This window comes from Listeria tempestatis (assembly GCF_963575625.1).
In the GTDB taxonomy this organism is placed as follows: domain Bacteria; phylum Bacillota; class Bacilli; order Lactobacillales; family Listeriaceae; genus Listeria; species Listeria tempestatis.
Map to the genome: position 1 here is coordinate 1 of NZ_CAUYTK010000011.1, position 23,587 is coordinate 23,587.

The 23,587-nt window shown below is 38.0% G+C and carries 23 protein-coding genes and 1 pseudogene; 16 read left to right on the plus strand and 8 right to left on the minus strand.

Annotated features, from left to right (window positions below; all coding sequences use genetic code 11):
• The 3 genes and pseudogenes from R8923_RS11715 to R8923_RS11725 form a co-directional block, all read left to right on the plus strand.
• Positions 1-636 (plus strand): annotated as a pseudogene (locus R8923_RS11715) (LXG domain-containing protein); the annotation flags it as partial.
• A gap of 23 nt (positions 637-659) precedes the next feature.
• Positions 660-1,034 carry a hypothetical protein gene (locus R8923_RS11720; protein WP_485872938.1) on the plus strand — a complete coding sequence of 125 codons (375 nt, stop codon included), beginning with the start codon at positions 660-662 and terminating at the stop codon, positions 1,032-1,034.
• A 174-nt stretch (positions 1,035-1,208) separates the two neighbouring features.
• A complete protein-coding gene (locus tag R8923_RS11725; RefSeq protein ID WP_485872939.1) occupies positions 1,209-1,625 on the plus strand; it encodes an immunity 70 family protein in 417 nt (138 codons plus the stop codon).
• A 446-nt stretch (positions 1,626-2,071) separates the two neighbouring features.
• Here the strand turns inward: R8923_RS11725 and ppsA are convergent, their stop codons facing one another.
• A complete protein-coding gene (ppsA, locus tag R8923_RS11730; RefSeq protein WP_485872940.1) occupies positions 2,072-4,675 on the minus strand; it encodes a phosphoenolpyruvate synthase in 2,604 nt (867 codons plus the stop codon).
• 172 nt (positions 4,676-4,847) lie between these two features.
• Between ppsA and R8923_RS11735 the strand changes: the two genes are divergently transcribed.
• The gene (locus tag R8923_RS11735) at positions 4,848-5,444 is read left to right on the plus strand and encodes a class I SAM-dependent methyltransferase (protein WP_485872941.1); all 597 of its coding nucleotides are present in this window, start codon (positions 4,848-4,850) and stop codon (positions 5,442-5,444) included.
• A gap of 44 nt (positions 5,445-5,488) precedes the next feature.
• Here the strand turns inward: R8923_RS11735 and R8923_RS11740 are convergent, their stop codons facing one another.
• On the minus strand, positions 5,489-5,827 hold the full coding sequence (locus tag R8923_RS11740; protein ID WP_485872942.1) for a zinc ribbon domain-containing protein YjdM: 339 nt from the start codon (positions 5,825-5,827) through the stop codon (positions 5,489-5,491).
• Positions 5,828-5,977: 150 nt separating this feature from the next.
• Between R8923_RS11740 and R8923_RS11745 the strand changes: the two genes are divergently transcribed.
• Positions 5,978-6,694 carry a YebC/PmpR family DNA-binding transcriptional regulator gene (locus R8923_RS11745; RefSeq protein ID WP_485872943.1) on the plus strand — a complete coding sequence of 239 codons (717 nt, stop codon included), beginning with the start codon at positions 5,978-5,980 and terminating at the stop codon, positions 6,692-6,694.
• Positions 6,695-6,742: 48 nt separating this feature from the next.
• Here R8923_RS11745 and R8923_RS11750 read toward each other — a convergent pair whose 3' ends face one another.
• Positions 6,743-7,288, minus strand: coding sequence for a class I SAM-dependent methyltransferase (locus tag R8923_RS11750; protein WP_485872944.1), 546 nt, complete (start codon positions 7,286-7,288; stop codon positions 6,743-6,745).
• 144 nt (positions 7,289-7,432) lie between these two features.
• A complete protein-coding gene (locus R8923_RS11755; protein WP_485872945.1) occupies positions 7,433-8,401 on the minus strand; it encodes a S8 family serine peptidase in 969 nt (322 codons plus the stop codon).
• Between the two features lie 152 nt (positions 8,402-8,553).
• On the opposite strand from R8923_RS11755, the gene R8923_RS11760 reads away from it, so the two are divergent.
• Both R8923_RS11760 and R8923_RS11765 read left to right on the plus strand, forming a co-directional pair.
• Positions 8,554-9,543: a hypothetical protein gene (locus R8923_RS11760; protein ID WP_485872946.1), complete on the plus strand. Its 990-nt coding sequence runs from the start codon at positions 8,554-8,556 to the stop codon at positions 9,541-9,543.
• Positions 9,544-9,562: 19 nt separating this feature from the next.
• The gene (locus R8923_RS11765; protein ID WP_485872947.1) at positions 9,563-10,087 is read left to right on the plus strand and encodes a hypothetical protein; all 525 of its coding nucleotides are present in this window, start codon (positions 9,563-9,565) and stop codon (positions 10,085-10,087) included.
• A gap of 60 nt (positions 10,088-10,147) precedes the next feature.
• Here the strand turns inward: R8923_RS11765 and R8923_RS11770 are convergent, their stop codons facing one another.
• Positions 10,148-10,786 carry a Vat family streptogramin A O-acetyltransferase gene (locus R8923_RS11770; protein ID WP_485872948.1) on the minus strand — a complete coding sequence of 213 codons (639 nt, stop codon included), beginning with the start codon at positions 10,784-10,786 and terminating at the stop codon, positions 10,148-10,150.
• A 149-nt stretch (positions 10,787-10,935) separates the two neighbouring features.
• Positions 10,936-11,808 (minus strand): alpha/beta hydrolase, encoded by an 873-nt coding sequence (locus R8923_RS11775; protein ID WP_485872949.1) that lies wholly within the window; start codon positions 11,806-11,808, stop codon positions 10,936-10,938.
• A gap of 152 nt (positions 11,809-11,960) precedes the next feature.
• Here R8923_RS11775 and R8923_RS11780 point away from each other — a divergent pair, with 152 nt between their 5' ends.
• The 7 genes from R8923_RS11780 (at position 11,961) to R8923_RS11810 (ending at position 19,602) form a co-directional block, all read left to right on the plus strand.
• Complete coding sequence (locus tag R8923_RS11780) at positions 11,961-12,404, plus strand: PTS fructose transporter subunit IIA (RefSeq protein ID WP_485872950.1); 444 nt, start codon at positions 11,961-11,963, stop codon at positions 12,402-12,404.
• Positions 12,405-12,422: 18 nt separating this feature from the next.
• Complete coding sequence (locus tag R8923_RS11785; protein ID WP_485872951.1) at positions 12,423-13,880, plus strand: PTS fructose-like transporter subunit IIBC; 1,458 nt, start codon at positions 12,423-12,425, stop codon at positions 13,878-13,880.
• Entirely contained in the window at positions 13,840-14,898 is a 1,059-nt protein-coding gene (locus tag R8923_RS11790) for a zinc-binding metallopeptidase family protein (RefSeq protein ID WP_485872952.1), read from the plus strand. The genes R8923_RS11785 and R8923_RS11790 overlap by 41 nt, the downstream gene beginning before the upstream one ends.
• A 218-nt stretch (positions 14,899-15,116) precedes the next feature.
• Positions 15,117-16,271 carry a MalY/PatB family protein gene (locus R8923_RS11795; protein ID WP_485872953.1) on the plus strand — a complete coding sequence of 385 codons (1,155 nt, stop codon included), beginning with the start codon at positions 15,117-15,119 and terminating at the stop codon, positions 16,269-16,271.
• Between the two features lie 13 nt (positions 16,272-16,284).
• Complete coding sequence (locus R8923_RS11800; protein WP_485872954.1) at positions 16,285-16,692, plus strand: HTH domain-containing protein; 408 nt, start codon at positions 16,285-16,287, stop codon at positions 16,690-16,692.
• On the plus strand, positions 16,685-18,031 hold the full coding sequence (locus R8923_RS11805) for a PTS sugar transporter subunit IIA (protein WP_485872955.1): 1,347 nt from the start codon (positions 16,685-16,687) through the stop codon (positions 18,029-18,031). Before R8923_RS11800 ends, R8923_RS11805 begins: the two co-directional genes overlap by 8 nt.
• 47 nt (positions 18,032-18,078) lie before the next feature.
• Complete coding sequence (locus R8923_RS11810; RefSeq protein ID WP_485872956.1) at positions 18,079-19,602, plus strand: AMP-binding protein; 1,524 nt, start codon at positions 18,079-18,081, stop codon at positions 19,600-19,602.
• Between the two features lie 189 nt (positions 19,603-19,791).
• On the opposite strand, the gene R8923_RS11815 is transcribed toward R8923_RS11810, so the two are convergent.
• Positions 19,792-20,805, minus strand: a complete 1,014-nt coding sequence (locus R8923_RS11815) for an ABC transporter ATP-binding protein (RefSeq protein WP_485872957.1) — start codon at positions 20,803-20,805, stop codon at positions 19,792-19,794.
• Between the two features lie 138 nt (positions 20,806-20,943).
• Here R8923_RS11815 and R8923_RS11820 point away from each other — a divergent pair, with 138 nt between their 5' ends.
• Positions 20,944-21,291: a nuclear transport factor 2 family protein gene (locus R8923_RS11820; protein WP_485872958.1), complete on the plus strand. Its 348-nt coding sequence runs from the start codon at positions 20,944-20,946 to the stop codon at positions 21,289-21,291.
• Positions 21,292-21,344: 53 nt separating this feature from the next.
• Here the strand turns inward: R8923_RS11820 and R8923_RS11825 are convergent, their stop codons facing one another.
• Complete coding sequence (locus R8923_RS11825; protein ID WP_485872959.1) at positions 21,345-22,586, minus strand: DNA cytosine methyltransferase; 1,242 nt, start codon at positions 22,584-22,586, stop codon at positions 21,345-21,347.
• 115 nt (positions 22,587-22,701) lie between these two features.
• Between R8923_RS11825 and R8923_RS11830 the strand changes: the two genes are divergently transcribed.
• Complete coding sequence (locus R8923_RS11830) at positions 22,702-23,577, plus strand: NgoPII family restriction endonuclease (RefSeq protein ID WP_485872960.1); 876 nt, start codon at positions 22,702-22,704, stop codon at positions 23,575-23,577.
• Positions 23,578-23,587: the final 10 nt, after the last annotated feature.

Sequence of the window (23,587 nt, forward strand, 5' to 3'; positions counted from 1 at the left end):
ATTATAACGAATGAAGACCTAAATGAAAAAATCAATCAATCTTGGAAAAAAGGCATTTATTACATGGATGGCTCGAAGTATTCAGGGGTAGTTGGCGGTACGCTTCGAGCATCGGCTTACGTGCAATCGGTGAAGGGAACGTTAGATGAATCGGGGCTTACGGATGCAGTGATGGGATTAGGGTTGAGTGTGGCTGCGATGCGGGGGAGTGTTAGTTTTGAGAAAGCCAATGGGGCTAACCCGCCTAAAACAGAGTTTGGTGCAGAGACTCCTAAATTCGGAAAAGATTGGAATAATTATTTTAAAGATAAGTATGGTGCTGGAAATGTTCAATGGAAACCAAGCTCCTTTTATGGTATAGTAGCAAATCCAGAACGATTGTATGGAAGTACAAAAATAGAAATCAAATCAATTTTAGGACCTGAGTGGACTGAGGGAGTATATGGACGGAATGGTTCAGGTTGGAAGTTCACTCATCCAAATGGTAGTGTTTTCTATCATGGTGGAGGAGGTATTCATAAAGGTTCATATTACGGATTTTCAACTGGAAAAACAAAAAAAGTAAAAATATATAAAGTTGAAGACGGATATATTCCAACTCCTGATGATGGAGGAACAGTAATACAAATGGACTAAATTGGAAGAGAGGTAAGAATACTATGTTAAGAGTTGGAGAATCATTTGGCTTGTTTCTAGAAACATTGAAGCATTCTAATTCGGAAGTATTGAATCTATCAGATGAAATGATTGAATATTATCTGCTTGAAGAATTTGCTATAGAAGCCCCTGCTTATTTAAGTGAATTTACATTAAATAGATTATTGAATGAAGGCATCATAGATGCCAATATTTTAGGAAAAGGAAAGACTTTACAAAAAATGTACCTTTCAATAGATCAAATGAAAAATTGGGATAGTTCTTCTATAGCAGAAAGTTCAGAGTGGAGAAAAATAATTGCTCTTTCAACACAGATTTTTGAGCTAGTTCATCAAAAATGGACGGAAGAAGAGATAGAATATTTAAAAACATTATAAAAAGGTGCTTTACTGTCTGATAATCCTCGAATAGCAAGCCAAATCTTACTAATCAAGCTACCAGTAAATAACACGAGCAAAGTGAAATTTCCTCCTCCTTCATTTCGCAGAAAGAAGTAAAATTCTAGAAAAATCTGGTGTAAATGTAGAAATAATATTTAAGAGGTGAGTAATATGGCTGTAGGCATCAAAGTAGATTTTTTATGGTTTCCTATTGGAACAGGAGATTTCTTTCATTCATTTTTTTCAACTATATGTGTGAATTTAGAAAACATGAATTGGGGGAGCAAGTTTCCAGTCATTATGAAGGAGATGTATGCAGGTGATTGGTCAAAAGAAAAAATTAAATTTGCTCAAAAAGAATTACAAGAAATTAAAATAGAGTTGAGTAAAATCCCTTCAAACAAGATTGTTTGGGATGTAGAGAATTTAAGTGAAACTCCGCCTTGGGGGGAGAATATCAGTAGTGATATAACTAATTTAGCTCAGTACTTTGTGACAACAAATGGGGGAAATTTAATCAATGTATTAGAAGAAGCAATGTGTGAAGCGGTTAATGAAAACGTAGGTTTAGAAGTAAAAGACTTATAAATTAAGAAGAGACCTGAGAAAGCAGTTATTATGACAACGAAATCAAGGCCTTAGAATTCTATCTTGCTAGATTCTGAGACTGAGGAGGTAGAAAAGATTTAAAAATGCCAAAGTAAACGGCGGCGTATTATGAAGGGAAAAGCACTTTAGTCGAAGAATCACTTAAAGATGCTAGCGAATGAAAAAACATATGAAAGTTAGAGCAGAATGATAGCATCTTAGATATATTAAAAATCTAGGTTTGAGTATATAGAAAATTCATAAAATAAAAAAGACCCTTTATCACGAGACTGCTAACCAAGTTAAAACAATCGAAGTACCTTTCCCCCCTACTCCGTTTCGCGGGATAGGGGGCTTTTTTAGCAATCTTGTTACATGGTAAAAATAAGAAAACCAGTACCTAGCCTTACTTTATTTTTTGAATCTTTTTAACAGCAACATACACTTCACAAAATTTCAATATACCCTTTTGTGCCGTTTATGCGAATCATTTGGCCGTCTTTGATTTGGCTTGTTACGCCGTCTACGCCTACAACTGCCGGGAGGCCGTATTCTCGTGCAATGACGGCGCCGTGCGTCATCAAACCGCCGACTTCTGTGACCAATCCTTTAATCCCAAGAAATAAAGGCGTAAAGCTTGGGTCGGTAAAAGTGGTTACGAGAATGTCTCCCGGTTCAAGTGCGGCGTCCTCGATTTTAGTAATCACTCGGGCGCGTCCTTCGGCAACACCAGAAGAAACGGCAAGCCCTGGGATAGCGTCGTTAGGAATGTCTTCCGTTTTATACGCCCCTCTCACAATTTCCCCGTCTGAAGTCATCACTCTAGGCGGTGTTAGCGTTTGGTATAAGGCGTATTCGGCTTTTCGTTTTTGAATCTTCTCGTAGTCGATGGTTTGCGTTTGAAATACGTCTTCTAGCTCGGAAAGCGTGAGGTAATAAATATCTTCTACTTGCTTGATAAGTCCAGCACTTTGTAAAGTTTCTGCTTCTTTTAAAAGCGCTTGCTTATACACAAAATAATGCGTAACCATAACGTATTTTGGATACTCACGGAAGCCGCTGAACATTCGAAGCGTCTCAATCACCTGACTTGTTTCTGCCACTTTCGCTTCACCATTTGGAAGTTCCAAAAGACGGTTTAATAGCTCATTACGCTTGTCTAATGCCTCATTTAATCCAACATCAAATTTTTCTTTACGGGCACCTTGCTCGAAATTTTTAATGTTGCTTAAAATCATTGGGACAAGTATTTCTGGTTCTTCACTCCAGCGCGGTTTTGTTAAATCAATTTCGCCGACACAGCGCATACCATACGCCTCAAGGTAGTCGAGTATGGTAGCGCGCACTTCTTCTCCTCCTTTAAAACGAGGGAGGTCTTTTAAGAAATGTTTATCTTGTACCTGTGCCAAGAAGGCGATGATTTCGGGATACGGGCGGAGCGTGTCAGCAACGTCAAGCAAGGCGAGACCCATCTCGGAAGTAATGTTGTCTGGAAGTGACTGTGAGAGCACATCTGCTGCGTTTATTTCGCCCAGCCACTCCTGCATTTTCTCATTTAGCCATGCGGCAGAATCCATGGAAGCCATGATGGCGCTAATCGTCTGTTTGCTCGACAAAAAGCCTTTTACTTCAGCAATATCATTTTGAATGAACTGAATGAGTTCGACGCCAGTTAACGTCTTAATCTTTTGTTTCAATTCATGTAGCACATTTTCACGCTTTTTCACAATTGCAGGTACAATTTGCGGGTCGAGATTTACCGTTTCTGGCACAGAAGCTAGCTTTTTCTCTTTGTTTGCGACAATTTTTGCCTCATCAAATTCGTCTGTCAATTCGGCAAAATCATCTCGTTTTAAAATCGTAACGAGCGCATCTTTTGTTAGCGGTTCTGAGCCAAGTGTTTCTAAAATTGCATAGCGCCTTTCAGGTGGAATAAGTTGCGGCAATACGTCAACGAATAGACGTCCGCCTGCTTGAAACCGCTCGCCAAAGGACGTTGCAACATATACGGACATGCCAAGCGGTAAGAGCGGTTCGGTCATCATTTGCTGGTGCCCAACTGACAAATAAATTCGCTTGACGGCATCTTCATTTTTCGGCAGCGGGTAAAGCGTCGTAATCGGACGAGCTTGCACCACATAAAACTTGTCGTCAAATAAGCACCACTCCACATCGACCGGATAGCCAAAACTTTGCTCAATTTTCTCACCCAAGGTAGTAAGCTCCAAAATTTGTTCATTTGAAAGCACTTGTTGGGCGCGCCACTTTTCACTAAGCGCTTGTTTTTGAACCCCATTTTCTCCCTGAGTAAAAAAAGCGACCTCTTTTTGCGCCACCAGCCGAGACGTAACCTTGCCGTTTTTTGTTTTATAAACGTCCGCCTGAACTTGCCCAGAAACGAGGCCCTCGCCTAAGCCATAACTCGCGTCTATCGTTGTGACTAGGCGATTCCCAGAAAGCGGATCCGCTGTAAATAGCACGCCCGCTGCCGTAGCTGGCACGAGTTTTTGAATCACGACGGCAAGTTTCGGCTCATCTAAAAATCCATTTTGCATCCTGTAAATAATGGCGCGTTCATTGTAAAGTGACGCCCAGCATTTGCGTACGTGTTCTAAAATGGCAGATTCTCCTGTGATATTCAAAAATGTATCTTGCTGCCCCGCAAATGATGCGCCCAAAAGATCTTCTGCCGTCGCGCTTGAACGCACTGCGTAGGCAAAATCAGTCCCGTAACTTCTAAGGAAGGATTTAATTTCATCCGCTACTTCATTTGGTATCGCTTGATTTAAGATGGCCTGACGAATCAATTGGGAAGTTTCACGAATCGCTTTTTGTTGGTCGATTTTTAAGGAATTTAATTGGATGAGCGCGTCTTGTATCTCACTTGAGTTTTGCATCATTTTTTGGAAAGCCTCTGTTGTAATACAAAAACCTGCTGGGACGCGGATATTTTGAATTTTTCTAAGCTCACCTAAATTCGCTGCTTTTCCTCCAACTAAAGGAAATTTCGTCTGATCAATCTCCTGAAAATCATAAACAAATGTACCCATCTGATTTCCTCCTCTTTCAAAGTAGATTTATTATAGCAATCAAAAAAGATAATAAACAGTCTATAATTCTAATTTTTTATTTGGTATAATATAAGTATAGACAAGGAATACTCATGGTTTGCCCTAATTTGGGGTAAGTAAACCATGTTTTTGTTTTTTTAGGAGGTATTCTATGGAAAAGAATGTTTTTCAAGAAATGGCGAGAAAATATGATTCTTCTGACCGAATTAGCCTTGCACAAGTGATTTCTACACAAATTCGTTCGGAGTTGTTAGATGCACAGGAAAAAACGTTGTTAGATTATGGCAGTGGAACGGGTCTCGTTGGTTTAGCGCTTGCGGATTTGGTAAAAGATATTTTACTCGTTGATTCTTCTCCAAACATGGTGGAAATAATTCAAGAAAAAATTGCAAAAAATTCCATTTCAAATGCTAAAGCAGAGGTTGCAGATTTAACGAAAGAACTTTTGGCAAAAAAAGTAGATATTATCGTTGTTTCATTAGTTTTACTCCACATTCCCGATACAAAATTGATTTTGCAACAATTTTACAACAGTTTAAATGCTTCTGGACGCTTAATTATCGTCGATTTTGATAAAAACGAAGCCGTTTACCATCCAAAAGTTCATAATGGTTTCGTTGCTTCCGAGCTACGCAATTTGCTACAGGAAGTGGGTTTTTCGTCTACTGAAATTAATATTTTCCATCATGGTGAAAATGTATTTATGAAGCAAGATGCGGATCTTTTTATGGCGGTTTGTAAGAAATAGTCCGACTAAAAAAAGTGGAAATTCGAATTGAATTTCCACTTTTTTTATATTTTCTTCACAAATTCAGATTTTAATTTCATGGCACCAAAGCCATCAATTTTACAGTCGATATTGTGGTCGCCTTCGACTAATCGAATGTTTTTAACTTTTGTCCCAATTTTTAAAGCAGAGGAGCTTCCTTTTACTTTTAAATCTTTAATGACTGAAACCGTGTCGCCGTCTGTTAGCTCATTCCCGTTGGCATCACGCACAACAAGTTCTGTCTCATCTGTTGCTGTCGCTTCCGCGCTCCACTCATGACCGCATTCTGGGCAAATAAAAAGTCCACGGTCCTCGTAAGTATATTCTGATTTACATTCTGGGCAATTTGGCAAATTTGACATTTTAAACACATTCCTCCATTCATTTCCTTCATTATAGCCCAAATACTCACAATTTCACAATGCTTTTTTATTTTCTGCTTAACAAATCGCTTTTAACCCGATATAATAAAATTAGTGTTTTTAACGTAAATATGGAAAGAGAGTGTTCTTATGGGCCGTAAATGGGCAAATATTAAAGAAAAAAAAGCTTCAAAAGATACAAATAACAGTCGAATTTATGCAAAGTTTGGGATTGAAATATATGTTGCTGCAAAACAAGGTGAACCTGATCCTCACGCCAACCAAAAGTTACGTTTTGTTATCGAGCGTGCGAAAACTTACAACGTGCCAAAACACATCATTGACCGTGCGATTGAAAAAGCAAAAGGAACAGGCGATGAAACCTATTCCGAACTAAGGTACGAAGGCTTTGGACCAAACGGATCCATGGTCATCGTGGATGCACTCACCAATAACGTCAACCGTACCGCGAGTGATGTCCGCGCGGCATACAATAAAAACGGTGGAAACATGGGTGTGAGTGGTGCTGTTGCTTACATGTTCGACAACACAGCCGTTTTCGGCGTGGCAAACAAAGATTCTGAAGAACTACTTGAATTATTGATGGAACAAGATGTTGACGTGCGTGACATTATCGATGAAGATGGTCAAGCGATTATCTATGCAGAACCAACTGAATTCCACAACGTACAAGAAGCGCTTAAAGCTTCTGGAATTGAAGAATTCACAGTGGCAGAAATCGAAATGCTCCCACAAAGCGAGGTCACTTTAGAAGGCGACGATTTAGAAAAATTTGAAAAACTAATTGATGCGCTAGAAGATTTGGAAGACGTACAGAAAGTGTATCATAATGTAGACTTAGATTAATATAAAGCCACCCCCATTTAGAGGGGTGGCTTTATGTAATTCAAAGATTTACACTACAAATTCCTTATGTGCATCTAAAATGATAGATACCATACCAAGTTTATCCGGGCTATTTCGTGTATCAAAACGGAACGAGCGCCCAACCATGCCATCATCTGGATTCCAGTAGCGATAATGAAAATTCCCTTTTTCATCACAGTATTCGTAGAGTGTTACTGAAAAGCCGTTTTCCGTAAAAACAGAAGAAAATGTGCAGTAATCATACACAATTTTATGGCTTGCTGCTGGGTGATTTTTGGGACCTGGGCCACCAATTTGGACTAAATTTTGGTAAGCTTCATTCTGAAAAAAAGCATCTGGAACGGCTGCGCGAATATATCCGCCATCATTTAAATACTGATAAGCAAATTTCATCGCGCGCTTCCCTTCCTCTAATGTTAAATGCTCCAACACATGTTCCATCAATATAGCATCTATACCATGCTCAGCATGTTTCTCCCAGTCTCTCTCACTAAGCAAGTTAAAATCGGCTTCCTGTGTTACAATCCAGCCCACGTGTTTCGTCTCACCAGCACCAATTATAATCTTCGACAAACTAATCACCTCATTTTATATTATGTTTTTATGATGGACTTATGCTTTTTTATTTTCCAAATCAAGTTATTCAAAAATTCAATTCTATTTTTTGTCTTCCTTTTTTTAATACCTATAATCCCCCCTTTCTAATTTTAATAAAATTCAGTTCGTTATTTGTTTCACATCATTAACAAGTTTTTTTACATCTATTATCGATTCGTTATTGTTCTTTTTAAGAATACTAGCTAATTGTTGCGTTGTAATGTTTGGATATTCTGCCTCTATTAAAGCACAAACACCTGAAATATAAGCCGTTGCAAAAGAAGCTCCATCAACATAAATTTTTTCATTATTTGGATCTAAAGCTAGTATATTCCCTCCTGGTGCGAAAACCATATTTTCTTTTCCAAAACCAGATAATTCGGATATTTTTCCATTATTCTCGACGCCACCAACACAAATAACGTTATCTAAATTATAACAAGCCGGATATACTGGAACCTCATTCAAATTTTCAGCCTTCTTTCCAGCTGAGACAACAAAAAGGATGTCACTATGTTCTTTAATAGTTTCATATAATTCCTGATTATACTGCTCAGTATCCCAACTACAATTTATGATATCTACCCCATTTCTTCCAGCATATTCAATAGCTTTAATTGCTTTTTTTATGCTTCCTTTTCTCCCCTCCATAAACTTTAATGGAAGTATACGTGTTTTAGGGGCGATTCCCCAAACAGGATTTTCACTTTTATGTGCGCCGACAATAATCGAACTTATCGCTGTCCCGTGATAATCCTTTGTGAAGTCAGAATATAAGTCTTTATTACCTGAGTAAAAATTATAACCCTTATCTAAAATACTATCTGAAATTGCTGCCAATTCTACATTAATTCCTGTATCTAAAACACCTACAACAACTTCTGGACTCCCTAATGTAATATCCCATAAAAATTCTGCTTTTAAATCTACATCTTTAACACCTATCTGATTTTGTATTTTCTCCCCGATATTTTGTAATGCCCATTGTTCTCTATTTATAACTGAATCTTTAGTCGTAGCAAATAAGTTTGACACAATAAAAGTAAAAATAAACAAACTAACAACTATTATATAAGCCTTTTTCCCCATAAAACCTTCCCTTTCTGTTTAAATCGACTGATAAACTAAATCATATCATGATATAAATTAAATTTAAAGGTCTTCAATGTCACATCTTTTGGCTTAGGTCTATTTACTTTTTTAAATAATTATTATATACTGACGAAAAAGGAGATGAGGAGATGAAAAAAATAGTGGCTGTACTACTTATTATAGTTATAAGCTCAGGGATGAGCAATACTGTATATGCAAACAATATTGACAGTGTTGCCGCACAGCAAACTTTAATTAAATTTGGCTATAATCCTGATGTAGTTGCTAGTTTATCAGAAACAGAGTTAAATGATTACGCGCAAACCATTTTAGAAAATCCAGAAAGTATAGAAATTGAAAATGGTAACGTTACTACGGATAATATTGAATTTATAGAAGAATTTCTCACTACACCCGAAACAGAATTAATAGACTCTGGGATGGATAAAGCAGAAATAGAAGAAGTACAAAAGGAACTTGAAGACCTTAAAGAAATGTCTAAAGAAGATTTACATGTTTCAAATGTTGAATACGCAGTTCTTCAAGAAGCACTAGAGTGCACTCCAGAAAATGCACCTGAAAAATTGGAAGAAAACGATACAGTTACATCTTCTGGAACAATATCTACTTCAAAAATGAGTTTCAGTTTAACAGTAGTTAATAAATCAACGAAAACACAGCCCGTATATGATATTTCTAATTCTTTTACTTGGAAAAAGTCTTTTTTGTCATTTGGTAATTCTGATAAAATTGGAATGGCTTGGTCTGGTGATTTTAATAATAGATACAACTATTCAAATCTGACTTATGGTATTAGAGATGCTAGGACAGGTGGTTGGTTCAATAATAAATTAAGCAAACAAACTGCATCTACTAAAACTAGCCCGAATAAAGGATTAATTTTCAGCTTTTCACAAAGCAAAAATAAATCAGGTAGTTTTTGGAGAGTTAAAAGTGGCACAGTAAAGACGCAATTATTCCAAACTAAGAAAAGAGGAACTTCTCGTAAAGTAGTAACACAATATGCACATGCTAAACCGGGGGCAAAGAGTGTATCTATTTCTGGATCTGGTGTTTCAGTTGTTATAGGAGCCTATAATGATCACAGTGCTGAGAAAACAAAAAATATCACGAATTAAAATTCAGGAGAATAATTTTATGAAAACGATAATTTACTTCTTGTTAACTCTCTTATTAACAATAACAATAGCCATATCTTCAGCTTTTGTATTCCTATACTCTGAAGAAGATTTTTCAACCTTATTTTTGATTAGTATTATCATCAGCAATGTTGCACTACTTTGTTTAGGTATATTGCTCATAATCAAGCTGTTTAAAAAGCGTTTTTTCATCAGAGCATTTATCGCAACTTTTGTAGTTCTATTTGGCATAGTTTTCTCCCTAAAAATATCCAATTGGGACGGGAACACCGTTACAGGATTCTACAGTATTGTGGATAAAGAAAAAATAAATGACAAGTATTATGTCACCCTCTATTACACAGACTTAGATTTATATTTTAAATTTCAAATAAATGAAAAAGAGTTTGCTTTTACTAATGTTAGTGACAAAAAAGGCCACTTATTAGCTTTTAGATATGTAAAACTTAATAATAGTGTCTTTTCAAATTTAGATTATATAAGTACTCAAACAACAGATATTTCTAGCGAAAAAGATATGTAAACTAATCCCCTTAGTTTAGAAGCTTTAAAAGGCATTTTATACTAAGGGGGTTAGTCTTTACTATTTTATCCCCTGCAATTTTCCAAGCGTCAAATCCGTATCACACAATATTTCTAAATTTCCAGCCAGCTTGTCGTTTGGGAAGTCCCACCAGGCGAGTTCTTTTAAACAAAGCGTTATCTCTTTAGAAAAGCGGTCTTTTATTTTCCGTGCAGGATTCCCGCCGTAGATTTCATACGCTCCCACGTTTTTAGTGACCACAGAATTCGCAGCAATAATGGCCCCGTCCCCAATTTGAACACCTGGCATCACCGTTACATTTTGTCCAATCCAGACATCATTTCCAACAATTGTGTCGCCCTTAAACGGTAAATCAGACAATTGCGGCGTCACCTTTTCAAAGCCACCACCCATAATATTAAAAGGATAGGTTGTCGCAGAAGCCATACGATGGTTCGCCCCGTTCATAATAAATGTAATACCTTTGGCAATCGCACAAAATTTTCCGATAATCAATTTATCCCCAAGAAAATCATATAAATGCTCCACATGCTCCTCAAATTTCTCTGGTCCGTCTGGGTCGTCATAGTACGTATAATCCCCCACTATAATATTTGGATTTGTCACGCAATTTTTAATAAACGCAACCGAACGAATAGCGGGATTTGGATAAAGCACATTTGGATTTGGTCCAATCATTTTTATCTCCTCATTTCAAAAAACTTTTATTTATTCTATCTTACTAGACACAAACAAAACGCGCTACTCTAAACGCGTTTTGTCCTTATTTATTCCTCAGATTTGTATAGCATCTCGGCCTTATCTTTTTCAAATAATCTGACACCCATTTAAATCCTCGCCAGAAAACTAAAAATCAGCTCCCGGGCTTCTGCCGCTTCTGGGATTTCGAAAAGCGGATAAATATGGGGGAGCTCACCTGCCTCGTAATAGGTCACATTTGGCAGTCCCTTTTCCGCAAAAAGGTGTGTGTCCGGGTTTGTAATGTCGCGCGTGCTCGATACAATGAGTATTTCTGCGATACCCGTGTAGTCACCAAAAAATGGGCTCACAAGGCTATCTGTATAGTCTCGTCCGTTCGCGTACCATGAACGAATCTCCTTTAGCGCTGTCGTCCCCACAACATTATCACGTTTTTCAACTTCATAAATAGCGGGATTATCTAGGCAAAAATTCATAAACGGAGAAATTCCAACCACTTTTTGGGGTAAAGTGAGTTTTTCTTGCTTCAAAAACTGGACAAATGACATGGCAACGGCTCCGCCAGCTGAATCACCTACGAGCGACACATGCCCATCTTGATACTTCAAATAGACTTCCTTTAAAAACGCCATAACATCATCTACATGATAATGAGGTGCTAGCGGATAATTTGGTACCACTAGGCGGGCACCGGTTTCTTCGACAATTTGCGCAATAAATTCGTAGTGTAGTGATGTAATGGGCAGAACAAAACCACCACCAGCCAAATAGATAATCGTTTGTGCCGTCTTTTTTGGAGGTGTTATTTCAAAAAAAGAATGTTTGCCTATTTCATATTTTGAAACAGCATATTTCTTTTCAAGTTTAGTTGGTAATGCAGCTTTTTGTTGTTTTTTAAGAATACTTTTTCGAAGAGCCTCCCCTTCTGTATCCCAGATTTTCCTTACATGCGCGACTTTCGTGACAGTTTCAATCGCTCTTAGCATCATGCTTTTTTTCATGTTTGCCCCTTCTTTCTACTCGTTCGGAAGCTATTATACCGATTCTTTCACAAAATGTCACCCTCCCAGTGACAAAAACGTGCTGTTTCTAAAATGGATTCTTTCCTATAATGAAATCAGGATCCTGATTGATAGAAATTGGAGTGATAATGATGACAATCATGGTAGAAAATGGTATTAATTTACAATTAGAAGGAAAAACGAAAGAGGAAATTTTAAGCAACATTACTGAAGTAGCTTACCAAACGGGAAAAGTAAACGATACAAAATTATTTTTTGAAGATTTATGTAAGCGTGAACAAGAATCCACTACCGGATTTGGCGGAGGCATTGCTATCCCCCACGCCAAGTCAGATGCTGTAAAGGAAGTTGGCGTGTTGTTTTTCAGAAGCAAGGAACAAATTGAGTGGCAAGCGCTGGACGGAGAACCTGTATTTTGTTTTATTTGTTTAATGGTTCCATCAAACGGTGGGGAAGAACATTTAAAACTGCTAGCAAAACTTAGCAGAAAACTCATCGACACCAATTTTGTAAGCGCATTAAAAACGAGTGAGGAGAATCAAATTTCAAGTCTCATTCGATCAGTAATTTCTTAAAAAAGGGAGAGGTTTAGTTTGAAAATTGTAGCAATCACGAATTGTCCCGCTGGCATCGCCCACACGTATATGGTGGCTGAGGCATTGGAGCAAAAAGCCATATCGCTTGGACACACGATTAAGGTAGAAACGCAAGGTGCAAGTGGTGTTGAAAATCACTTAACACCAGCAGAAATTAAAGCGGCGGATTACGTCATTTTAGCGCTAGGGCGCACAATTAGCGAAGATGATTATTTCCGTTTTGCTGGAAAAAAAGTAGTGGAGATAAAGGTTTCTGAGGCGCTAAAGCAAATTGAAACTCTTTTTGATGATTTAGATGGCAAAGCCACAACTTTTGGCAGTGACCAAGCCGTTAAAATGGGCAAACAGGAGACACCATCTGGTTCTGTCATGGGACATCTTATGGCGGGTGTTTCAGCGGCACTTCCGTTCGTTATTGGGGGCGGTTTGCTTGTTGCCATTGCCAATATGCTTGTTCAATTTGGTATGCCTTATACGGATATGACAAACGGTGATCCGTCATTTACTTGGATTGTTGAATCCATTGGTTACTTAGGATTTAAATTTATGATTCCGATTATGGGTGCTTATATTGCAAGTTCCATTGGCGATAAGCCAGCATTTGCACCTGCTTTTTTGGTCACTTATTTAGCCAATGATAATACGATGCTTGGTACACAATCAGGCGCGGGTTTTCTCGGTGCAGTCGTACTCGGTCTTGGTGTCGGCTACTTTGTCAAATACTTCCGTAAAGTGAAACTAGGCAAGGCACTTCAGCCGCTCCTCGGTTCGATGATTATTCCTTTCGTCACTTTATTTGTTTTTGGTATTTTAACCTACTACGTTCTTGGGCCTTTGATGGGTGGTATGATGGACGGCATGCTTCACTTCCTAAATACGATTCCAGCATCGATGAAATTTGCTGCGGCCTTCCTAGTCGGTGCCATGCTTGCCTTTGATATGGGCGGACCGATTAATAAAACAGCATGGTTCTTCTGCTTTGCTCTTTTGGATAAAGGGATTTACGATTGGTATGCAATTGTTGGCGTTGTGGCACTTATGCCACCAATGGCCGCTGGTATTGCTACGTTTATTGCGCCGCGCCTGTTTACTAAACAAGAAAAAGGTGCTGCCATAAGCTCCATCATTGTTGGGGCTACCGTTGCAACAGAGCCCGCGATTCCATATGCACTTGCCGCACCACTGCCAATGATTACAGCGAATACAATTAGTGGCGGAATTGCAGGCGTTCTAACGATTATGTTTGGTGTGGAACGTTTGGCACCAGGAATTGGGATTTTTGATCCGTTAATCGGACTTATGTCGCCGTGGTACTGGTTCTATTTGGCGCTCTTCATTGGGCTTGCGTTAAATATTTTCTTGATTATTACGTTAAAATCGATTTGGTTGAAACGGAAAGAGGCGAAACTAAAAGATGAAGACAAACTTACTGAAACGACTGGTGACAGCATCTAGCGTCAGCGGTGACGAAGAAGAAGTAAGACAAATTTTAAAGGAAGAATTGGAAAGTGCAGCAGACACTATTAGTTACGATGGTTTAGGTAGTTTTATTGCACAAAAAGGCTCTAGTGGACCAAAAATTGCCATTGTGGCACATATGGATGAAGTCGGCTTCATTGTTAAACATATTACAGCAAACGGTTTTATTTATTTTGACACAGTAGGTTCATTTTGGAGCCAAAGTCTATTAAATCACCGCGTTCAAATTCGCACGGCGGACGGGGAAAAAGTTCTAGGAATTATTGGGTCGGTTGCCCCGCACGCACTTTCTGAAACGGAAAAGCAAAAACCTGCTGAAGTTAGAGAGATGTTTATTGATATTGGCGCAGATTCTTATGAAGCCGTATTAAAAAAAGGGGTTAATATCGGGGATTTTGTGACCCCAGAAGCTAATTTCGCTCTGCTTTCGGATGATAAAATACTTGGAAAATCACTCGATAACCGAGCGGGGTGCGCGCTTATGGTTGAAATTTTTAAAGCGTTTGACAATGTTGATGCAACTCTTTACGGTGTTGCCACGGTACAAGAAGAAGTCGGACTTCGGGGCGCGCAAACTTCGGTTCAAAAAATCGAACCTGATATTGCGATTATTTTAGATACACTTGTGGCTGGCGATACGCCAAACATTAATCCCATTCACTTTCCGCTAAAACTTGGCGGTGGTGCTGGCATTCCGCTCTTCGATAAACGCTATCTCGCACACAAAAAACTGACAAAAGCTTTTAAAACTTTGGCAGGAAAACTGGATGTCCCGTTGCAATTTTGTACGCTGAAAACCGGCGCAACAGATGGTGGACGCTACAACGTAATGGCAGCCGGGCGTCCGGTCATTGCCTTCACATTAGCAACACGCTATTTACATGCCAATTCAAGCATGATTTCTAGGTATGATTATGACGTAACCATGCAACTCATTTCCTCATTTATCAACACATATAACTCGTCCATTCATACGGAAATTAGTCAGTTTTAATACAAACAAGGAAGCTTGAAGAAAAACTTAAAGTTTACACAAAACAAAACGATCCACGCAAAATCAGACGGCTGACAAATGGTGAGATTCTAGGCAAAGCCGAGTGCCGAAGTGGAGCGCATCGGAGCGGTGGTGCCGGTGACGAAAATGGCAGTTTGTCAGCAGTATGAAGGAAGCTTAAATTTAAGCTTCCTTGCCTAGTAGAAAGGGGCTTTTTAATGACCTATCATTTCGACCAAGTTATTGACAGAAGAAATACGTTTTGTACGCAGTGGGATTATATTCAGGACCGATTTTCGGAGGAAGGTTTATTACCATTTTCTATTTCAGATACAGATTTCAAAGCGCCAGAACCTGTTATTCGAGCCGTTAGTGAACGCGTTTCACACGGTATTTTTGGCTATTCAAGATGGAATCATCACGCCTTTAAATCAAGTATCACTAACTGGTATAAAAATCGGTTTAATGTAGATTTCAAGGAAGAATGGGTCCTTTATAGTCCCACCGTCTGTTATGCAATTTCTGTATTAATCGAGCTGAATAGTCGTCCAGATGATAAAATTGTCGTCTTCTCCCCACTTTATGATGCTTTTTTTAATATCATTAAGGAACAAAAACGTGAACTCGTCTTAAATCCATTGCTTCTTGAAAATGGACGTTATACAATTGACTTTCACACACTTGAAAGGGAACTTCAAACGGCTAAAATTTTATTACTAACAAATCCGCACAACCCTACTGGGCGTGTTTTTACTAAAGAAGAGCTTTTAAAAATTATGGCCCTTTGTAAAGCGAATGATGTTTTTCTGATTTCAGATGATATTCATATGGATATTGTTTATCCTGGTTCTACTTACACACCGGTTCTTAGCCTTGGGATAGAGCGAGTTGCAATTTGCTCATCTGCGAGTAAAACGATGAATACACCGGGGCTCATCGGCTCCTATCTGCTCGTTCCAGACGAGGCACTTCGGGAAGATTTTTTGCGCATATTAAAAGGTCGGGACGCACTCTCATCGGTTAGTATTCTAGGGATGCACGCGCTAATCGCGGGGTATAATGAGGGAGCAAGCTACGTTGATGAACTTCTTCTTTACTTGGATAAAAACATGAACCTCGTGCGCGATTTCTTTTCGACCGAGTTACCAGACATCGCATTTTCGAAACCAGAAGCCACATATCTCGCTTGGCTCGATGTGCGCGGCTTAAATTTGACGGATGACGCCGTGCAAGAAGCGCTAGTCAAAAAAGGAAAAGTAGCCGTCATGTCAGGTGCCGTGTACGGAGCCAAGGGCTTCCTTCGCCTAAATATAGCCTGCCCAGAAAGTAAACTAATAGATGGACTTCATCGTATGAAAAAAGCTTTAAATTAGGAGGTGAACAACTTTGAACGAGCGACAAATGAACTTGATTCAACTACTGCTCCACCAGAACCAAACTGGTCCAGAGCTTGCCAAGCAATTGTCTGCCTCAAAAAGAACCATTTTACGAGATATTCAAGCGCTAAATGATGAACTCATTTTAGTTGCGCAAATCACTTCGGTTGGAAACGGCTATTCGCTTACAATTTCAAACGAAAATAGTTTTAATCAGCTTATAAAACGCACAGCAAGCGATGCAGAACTCCTTTTATTTGAGTTAGCAACACGTGATTTTGTCACGCTCGATGACTTATCTGAAACCTTATTTTTATCAAAACCGATTTTAAGCGATAAAATGACGTCATTAAAACAAAGTTACGCTAAACGGCTTTCAATCCTATCGAAAAAAAAATTACGGTCATTTTTTGGATGAGCCTAAATCCCGCAAAATTATACTGCTTGCCAATTTGATTTTGCAAAAACCCGCTTTCTTTTTAACAAAACTCGGGTTGGCGCCTACTGTTTTTGACAGCTTGACAGAAAACATACGCCATGAACGTCACGCGTTCGCTTATGAACACGCCCATTCAGCTCAAATTGCCAGTATTTGTCTAGCAATTTATGCGCTACATTATAAAACCGATTTTCCTAATTCAAAAATTAACGATATTTTAGAACAATCGGGCATTCCTTGTGCGAGTAATATCGGTAGTATGGTACAAACTTTTCTCTTGGAACAAAATAAAATGATTGCATCGCTTTCAACCAAAAAGATTTTAGAATTATTGCAACTTACTTGTAAAGAGCATCAGACACCGGTTTATGATATGGAACTGGCGACGAGCCTTGCTGGACATCTAAAGCGAAGTGTTTCCTATCCGGTTATTTTAGCGGATAGGAAACTCCACAATATCGCAAATATTAAGGCACTTTATCCGCTTGCTTTTGATCTTAGCATTCATTTTATTAGTCTAGTTAAACAAACTTTCTCTATTCAAATTTATGATATTGATTTAATTGGCTTGTATTTCTCTTGTGCGATGGACCGCATCAAGACGGCGCCTACAGAGCTTGTGCTTTTCTCCAACCAATATGCGATTGCAAGCATTAATAAACAAACAATTGAGCGCGCCATTCCAGATGTGAACGTTAAACTAGCGATGAATGTCTTAGAACTGCAAGATTTGGTTCAAAATCGCGCTATTAAACTGGTCTTAAACAACCAAGACAGCGCCGCGCCACAACTGACAACTGAATGCTTCACAATTAGGCAAATTTTGACAGAAACAGATTTACGGACGATTCGCGAATTGCTTGAAAAAATCGATATTGAAAGGCATCTAGACGATTATTTCCCGGAAGCATTTGCCACCGAATTCCACAACGAAAAAGATGCGAGTTGGCAAACTGTGATTCAAGATTTAACGGCTTTTCTTGTTCAAAAAGAGATTTTGTCGACCTTCGAACGGGAAAAAATTGTAAGTCGGGAATCAAAAGAAAACAATTTGGTTATTAACCATTTGGCCGTTCCACACTGCACAACAAATCGCGGTACACCATTTCTAGGCATCTTTGTCCATTTAAAACACACCGTCCAAATTGAAGGTGAAGTCATTCAAAATGTTCTCATATCATGCATCAACCCAAACGTTCGGAACGAATTGAAAATTTTCAGCTACTTGTATGATGCTTTAAATAAAATCGACAGTAGTGTAATTCTAAGTTGGAAAACTCACAGTGAATTCATGCAAAGTTTAAACCAAAAAGATTGAGCATTTGATGTTATAATAAACTCATCTTAATTAAAGGAGTTACTTGTATGAATAATCCCTATGTCCCGTTAAATTTGTTTACTAATTTCAAAGAATCCGCAGAGCGTTTCCCAAACACCCCTATTTTCTTTGATGAAACGCTCGCCGGATTTCCAGATCTTGGTCTAGAAACGACTTATGCTGACTGTTTAGAGTCAATTGTGCAAAAGGCCACAAAGTTAAAAAAAATTGGTGTCAAAAAAGCCGACAAAATCATTATTTATAAATCCGCCAAATTTGACACCTATTTATTCGCCGTGGCCGCAAGTTACCTCGGGGCGGTCCCCGCAATGATTTCACCACACCTACCTACTTCCACGATGGAAATTTTAGCTGAACGCTTAGATTTGCCTTTCTTACTTTTTGACGAAGTAACGGCAGATAAAGCACGCGCCATCTCCAATTTAACCGCTGACCAATTAATTTGCGTGGAAGAACTTACAAACCTCTCCGTAGAAAAAGTCGCGCAACAAGAAGAGCTCCCAAAAGATATGATTTCCTATATGACACACACATCTGGCACTACTGGGATTCCCAAATTAATCGCCCATAGCGCAAACTCCATGGGCTGGCGCGTCAAATGGCAGCGCAATATTTTAAGCCTCATTCGTGAAAAAGAATTAGCTGCTTTTCATATTTCGCCCGTTCATTCACGTTTTAACATTGGCATTTCATCCCTAATGTCACAAGGTTTCCCGCTACTTCCAATTGCCAACCCGAATAAAGAGCATGTGGCGGAAATCTTTAGCAAATTCCAGCCGAAAATTGTCGAAACGCACCCAAATAATTTTGTTCAGTGGGTATCGCTCGCTCGCGAAAAGCCGCAAACCTTCAAGTCCGTCAAATATTATCACTCCACATTTGATGCCATCAACAAAGAAACCATGGCCACTTTTTTAAATACTTCTTCCGAAAAACGGCCAGTTTTCATGCAAGTTTACGGTCAAAGCGAGTGCGGGCCAATGATTTTACGTTTTCACACTAAAAAGAGCCTTCAAAACCTTGACGCCCGTAACATGGGTTACGGAATGAAAGGTCTTACTGAAGTTCGAATCGTAAATGATAAAGGCGAGCCCGTTTCAAACGGCACGCCTGGTAATATCCACATGCTTTCAAAAGGAAGAGCCCTCACCTATTTCAAAGAAGACGCACGCTTCGCTTCAAATACATATGATTTGTGGTGGGACAGTGGCGACTACGGCGTGAAAAATGCGGCCGGCGCCCTATTCCTGCTTGATCGCCAAGTCGACCTTGTTGAAAATATCGAAAGCACCCTAGCCATTGAGGACAAACTGCTAGATTCCCTCGAATTTCTTGATGAAGTCGTGATTATTCGCGGCAAAGACGGCAGTCCGCAACCCATTATCTCCGTATGCGACGGCTATGAAATGAATTGGGACACCTGGTTTAACGAACTAACCGATCTCCCACATATCAATGAACCTATCATCATGGCTTACGAAGACATTCCTCGCACTGCTACAATGAAAGTACAACGACTGCGCCTTGAGGAAGAACTAAAGGAAAAATAAATTAGGACAACAAAAAAGCATAAATCTTGTAATAATACCACCTTGAAAAACGGTCATTACTTGATTTATGCTTATTTAATTCTCTCGTGTTAAATACTCCTACATCATTTGGCAAGTCTTTTAAAACACTTTTACTAGATAAAATGATGTCATTCCAAATGAGTTTTGCTTTCTTCTTCAATTTGAAATTTATTCAAACTTTTTTATCGGTACTTTTTCATTTGACTGTGCTTGGCTAATGATTTGCTCTTGGGGCGAGTCATCAGCGAATAAGCCCATAAATGATGTACCACTTGCAACTAAGTAACCGAAGAAAATGGTTAATGCGGCAATAAAACAAGCGATAAATACATTCGTTTTTGAAATCGTTTTTTGATTCGGCTTCTTACGTTCTTCAGAAAGTCCGAGCCCGATTTTCTGTTCCTCACGGCGATCCGCAATGTATTTTTTCTTCGCTTCTTTCGTAATGCTATTATACCAATTTACAAAATTAATATACGACTCTGAAACGGTTTCTTTATCACCATCTTCGCGAATTCGCCCATAATGCATCCATACAATACGGTCACATAAATTTTTAATTTGTGTGATGGAATGGCTAACGAAAATAATTGTTTTCCCGCGCGCTTTAAACTCATTAATTTTATCCACACATTTTTGATAAAACGTCTGGTCTCCAACTGATAGTGCTTCATCAATAACAAGAATATCAGGGTCTAAATGAACCGAAATCGCAAAACCAAGACGCGACTTCATTCCACTCGAATAGTTCTTAATTGGTTGGTTGATAAAATCACCAATATCCGCAAAATCAATAATCGATGGAATTTGTGCTTCAATTTCTTTATTCGTCAATCCGTGCATAAGCAGTTTCAAACGAATATTTTCAATGCCAGTAAGTGGTCCTTTAAGTCCGACTTGTATCGCAATTAAAGAAGCCTCCCCGTTTATTTCTACTTCACCAGATGTTGGCACGATGACACCAGAGATGATGCTTGAAATTGTTGACTTACCAGATCCATTAATCCCAATAAGCCCAACTGTTTCGCCGTCACGAATTTCGATACTTACATCGCGGAGGGCCCAAAAACTATCGGTTTTTTTATTTAAAAGTGCTGCCGTAATCTTTTCTGTTTTGTTTTTAAGTAAATCATATTGTTTTGTGACATGTTTCAGTCTGATTTTAACAGGTTTATCTGTCATTTTTATTTCACCATCCGGTAATTTACTTTTTTATAAACTGACATTCCTATTTTACCTAAAGTAAAGGTGAAAGTCTAGGGAGATTCATTTAAAGAGTGCTATAATGGGCTTAAAATCTAGGTTTTAAGGAGAAAAATAATGATGCCAAAGCAGAGTTGCAATTTTTATGAACTTGAAATGATACATCTAAACGCAGAAAATCGTTCAACTATGACTAAAATCTTAAATTTGTTGGATGAAAACTATCTGGAATTTGGTAAATCAGGAAAGAAGACGCAGAAAAAAGATTATTTGAGCGCCTCATTGCCTGCCGACCAATATGAAATTTTAGAATTCGAGTCGCATTCTTTAGGGAAAAAAAGTCAATTGACGACTTATACATTATGGAACCATACAACCGATGAAAAAAGTTTGCGTAGTAGTGTTTGGAAATATCAAAACAGCAGCTGGAAACTATATTTTCATCAAGGAACACCCGTTAATTAAACTAACGACAAGACATAAATTTAGTTATTAAAATCGACATGTTTTAAATAGCTCTACAACATTTTTTTCGACATAAATTCAATAATAGGTCTTGAAATTTTCTCAGCTAAATATACAGGCACTGCATTCCCAATTTGTTTGTATTGTTCATTAAGTTTATGAGACAAAGAAACACTGTCTTTTTCCCCTCCTGAGAACTCAAACCAATCAGGAAAAGTTTGAATACGTGCGCACTCTCTAACAGAAAGCCTTCTATTAAATTCTCCTTCAAAAGTCCATTTATCTTTACTAATTTTTTTCATAGGCAATCCATGAGGATGCATAGGCGCTTGTCGCCCACTTGCTTGAATTGTGAAGCTTTGGTCTTCCCAAGTTTTTTTCCGATTTCTACTCATGTAAATGGATGAATAGGAGCTTTCAAAAACATCAACTGCTTTGAGAGGTAAATCCCCAATTGCTTCTTTCAATGTGACAAAAGGTTTTATTTTCCCATCATGAGTTGGATTAGGTAATACATATTCGAAACCATATTTTTTTTGAATATCATTCCTTACACCGATTATAAATACTCTTTCTCTTAATTGGGGCACTCCATAATCTCTCGAGTTAACTAGATTAACACTAACATCATACCCTGCTGATTCAAAATCTTCCTTTATCTGTTTTAATGTCTCTCCTTTACCAATAGTCATTAACCCCTTAACATTCTCAGCAATAAAGAATGCTGGTTTAGATTGAATAAGCGCTCTAATATAGTGTATATACAAAAAATTCCGAGGATCATCAAGCAATCTAGGACCTGCTGAGCTAAAACCCGGACAAGGAAAGCCTCCAAGCATTAAATCGCTTTTAGGAAAGCTAGCTATTTTTTTTATATCTTTTTCTATCTTTGCAACAGTATCAGGAAAATTAGCTTTATATGTTTGGTTTGAAGATTCAAATATATCATTTGAATATAAAAAGTTCACCAAACCATTTTCTCTGATTTTTTCATAACTACTTCTATCTTTAATAAACTTGTATGCCTTATCCTCACCATATTTAACAGATAATCCAGCAAGTTCAATGCCTAGGTCTAAACCACCTGCGCCAGAGAACAATGAAACTATATTAATTTTATTTTCCTCATACTTTAAATTTTTTAAAATTTTTTCTTCCGAAATGACATCTTTTTTAGTAATATTTTTCACGACATACTCGTTCTCTTCTTGAATTTTTTCTTTCAAAACTAATTGTATTTCTTCAGCATTTAAATCCAATGAAGAGACAAAAGGTTTTTTTAATTCTTTTTTCATTGTTTCAATTATCTCCTTAGTTTCTTAATTTTATCATAGCACATACAAATTTATTTGGCCAGTATTTTATTTTATGAGAGAATAGAGTAAATGGAAAATTAAGGAGAACTCACAAATGTATACAGAATCGAAGACTAATGTACTAGTTGCCTTAAAAAATTTATTGGACAGGAATTCTAGCATCCTAACACCTATTTTTCGGTCAAACGGAACGGCAAATGCCGCTGGAGATAGCTTAGAGTATTTTGTCAAAGATATGTTTTGTACAGGAGCATCACAATATCAATATGAGGCTGAGAAAGAGCGAATATATGATGAATATTTAAGTTGGAAAGGAAATCCAACTAATTTTCCTGACTTTATTGTGAAGGGGGGAGTTGGCGTAGAACCGAAGAAGCTCAATAATCTCAGCTACTCGACTTTAGCTCTAAATAGTTCTTATCCTAAAGATTATATATACCCTGATAGTCAAAATCTTCCTAAGGATATAACTGAAACTGGTTGGTCAAAAAAAGAAGTAATTTATGTTGCAGGAAACCTAAATGATAAGAATAATAAGCTCATAACTTTATGGTTTGCCTATGGAAATACTATGGTAGCTGATAGACAAAATTATTTAAACTTAATCGATGAGCTAAGACTAGCAATAAAATCAACAAACGCAACTTTAAATAATAAATCTAAGGAATTAGCTAGAGCAATAGGAACTGATCCATTGAAAAATACTAATTTGCGAATTCGTGGGATGTATGAGCTTAAACACCCGCAAGAATATTTCAAAAAACACATAACTAGAACAGATATTCCCGATGGTGCAACTAGAATTTTCTTGATTTTACTTGCATCTGATTTTTATAAGATGCATAACCGCCCAGACTTGACTCCATATTTTAAAAATGGACATCTAATAGTAAACACTGTATTTATTCCTGATCCCAATAACCCCTCAAATACGTTAGAAGCATTTTTATTTGAAGGATGGACTGATTAATAATTATATT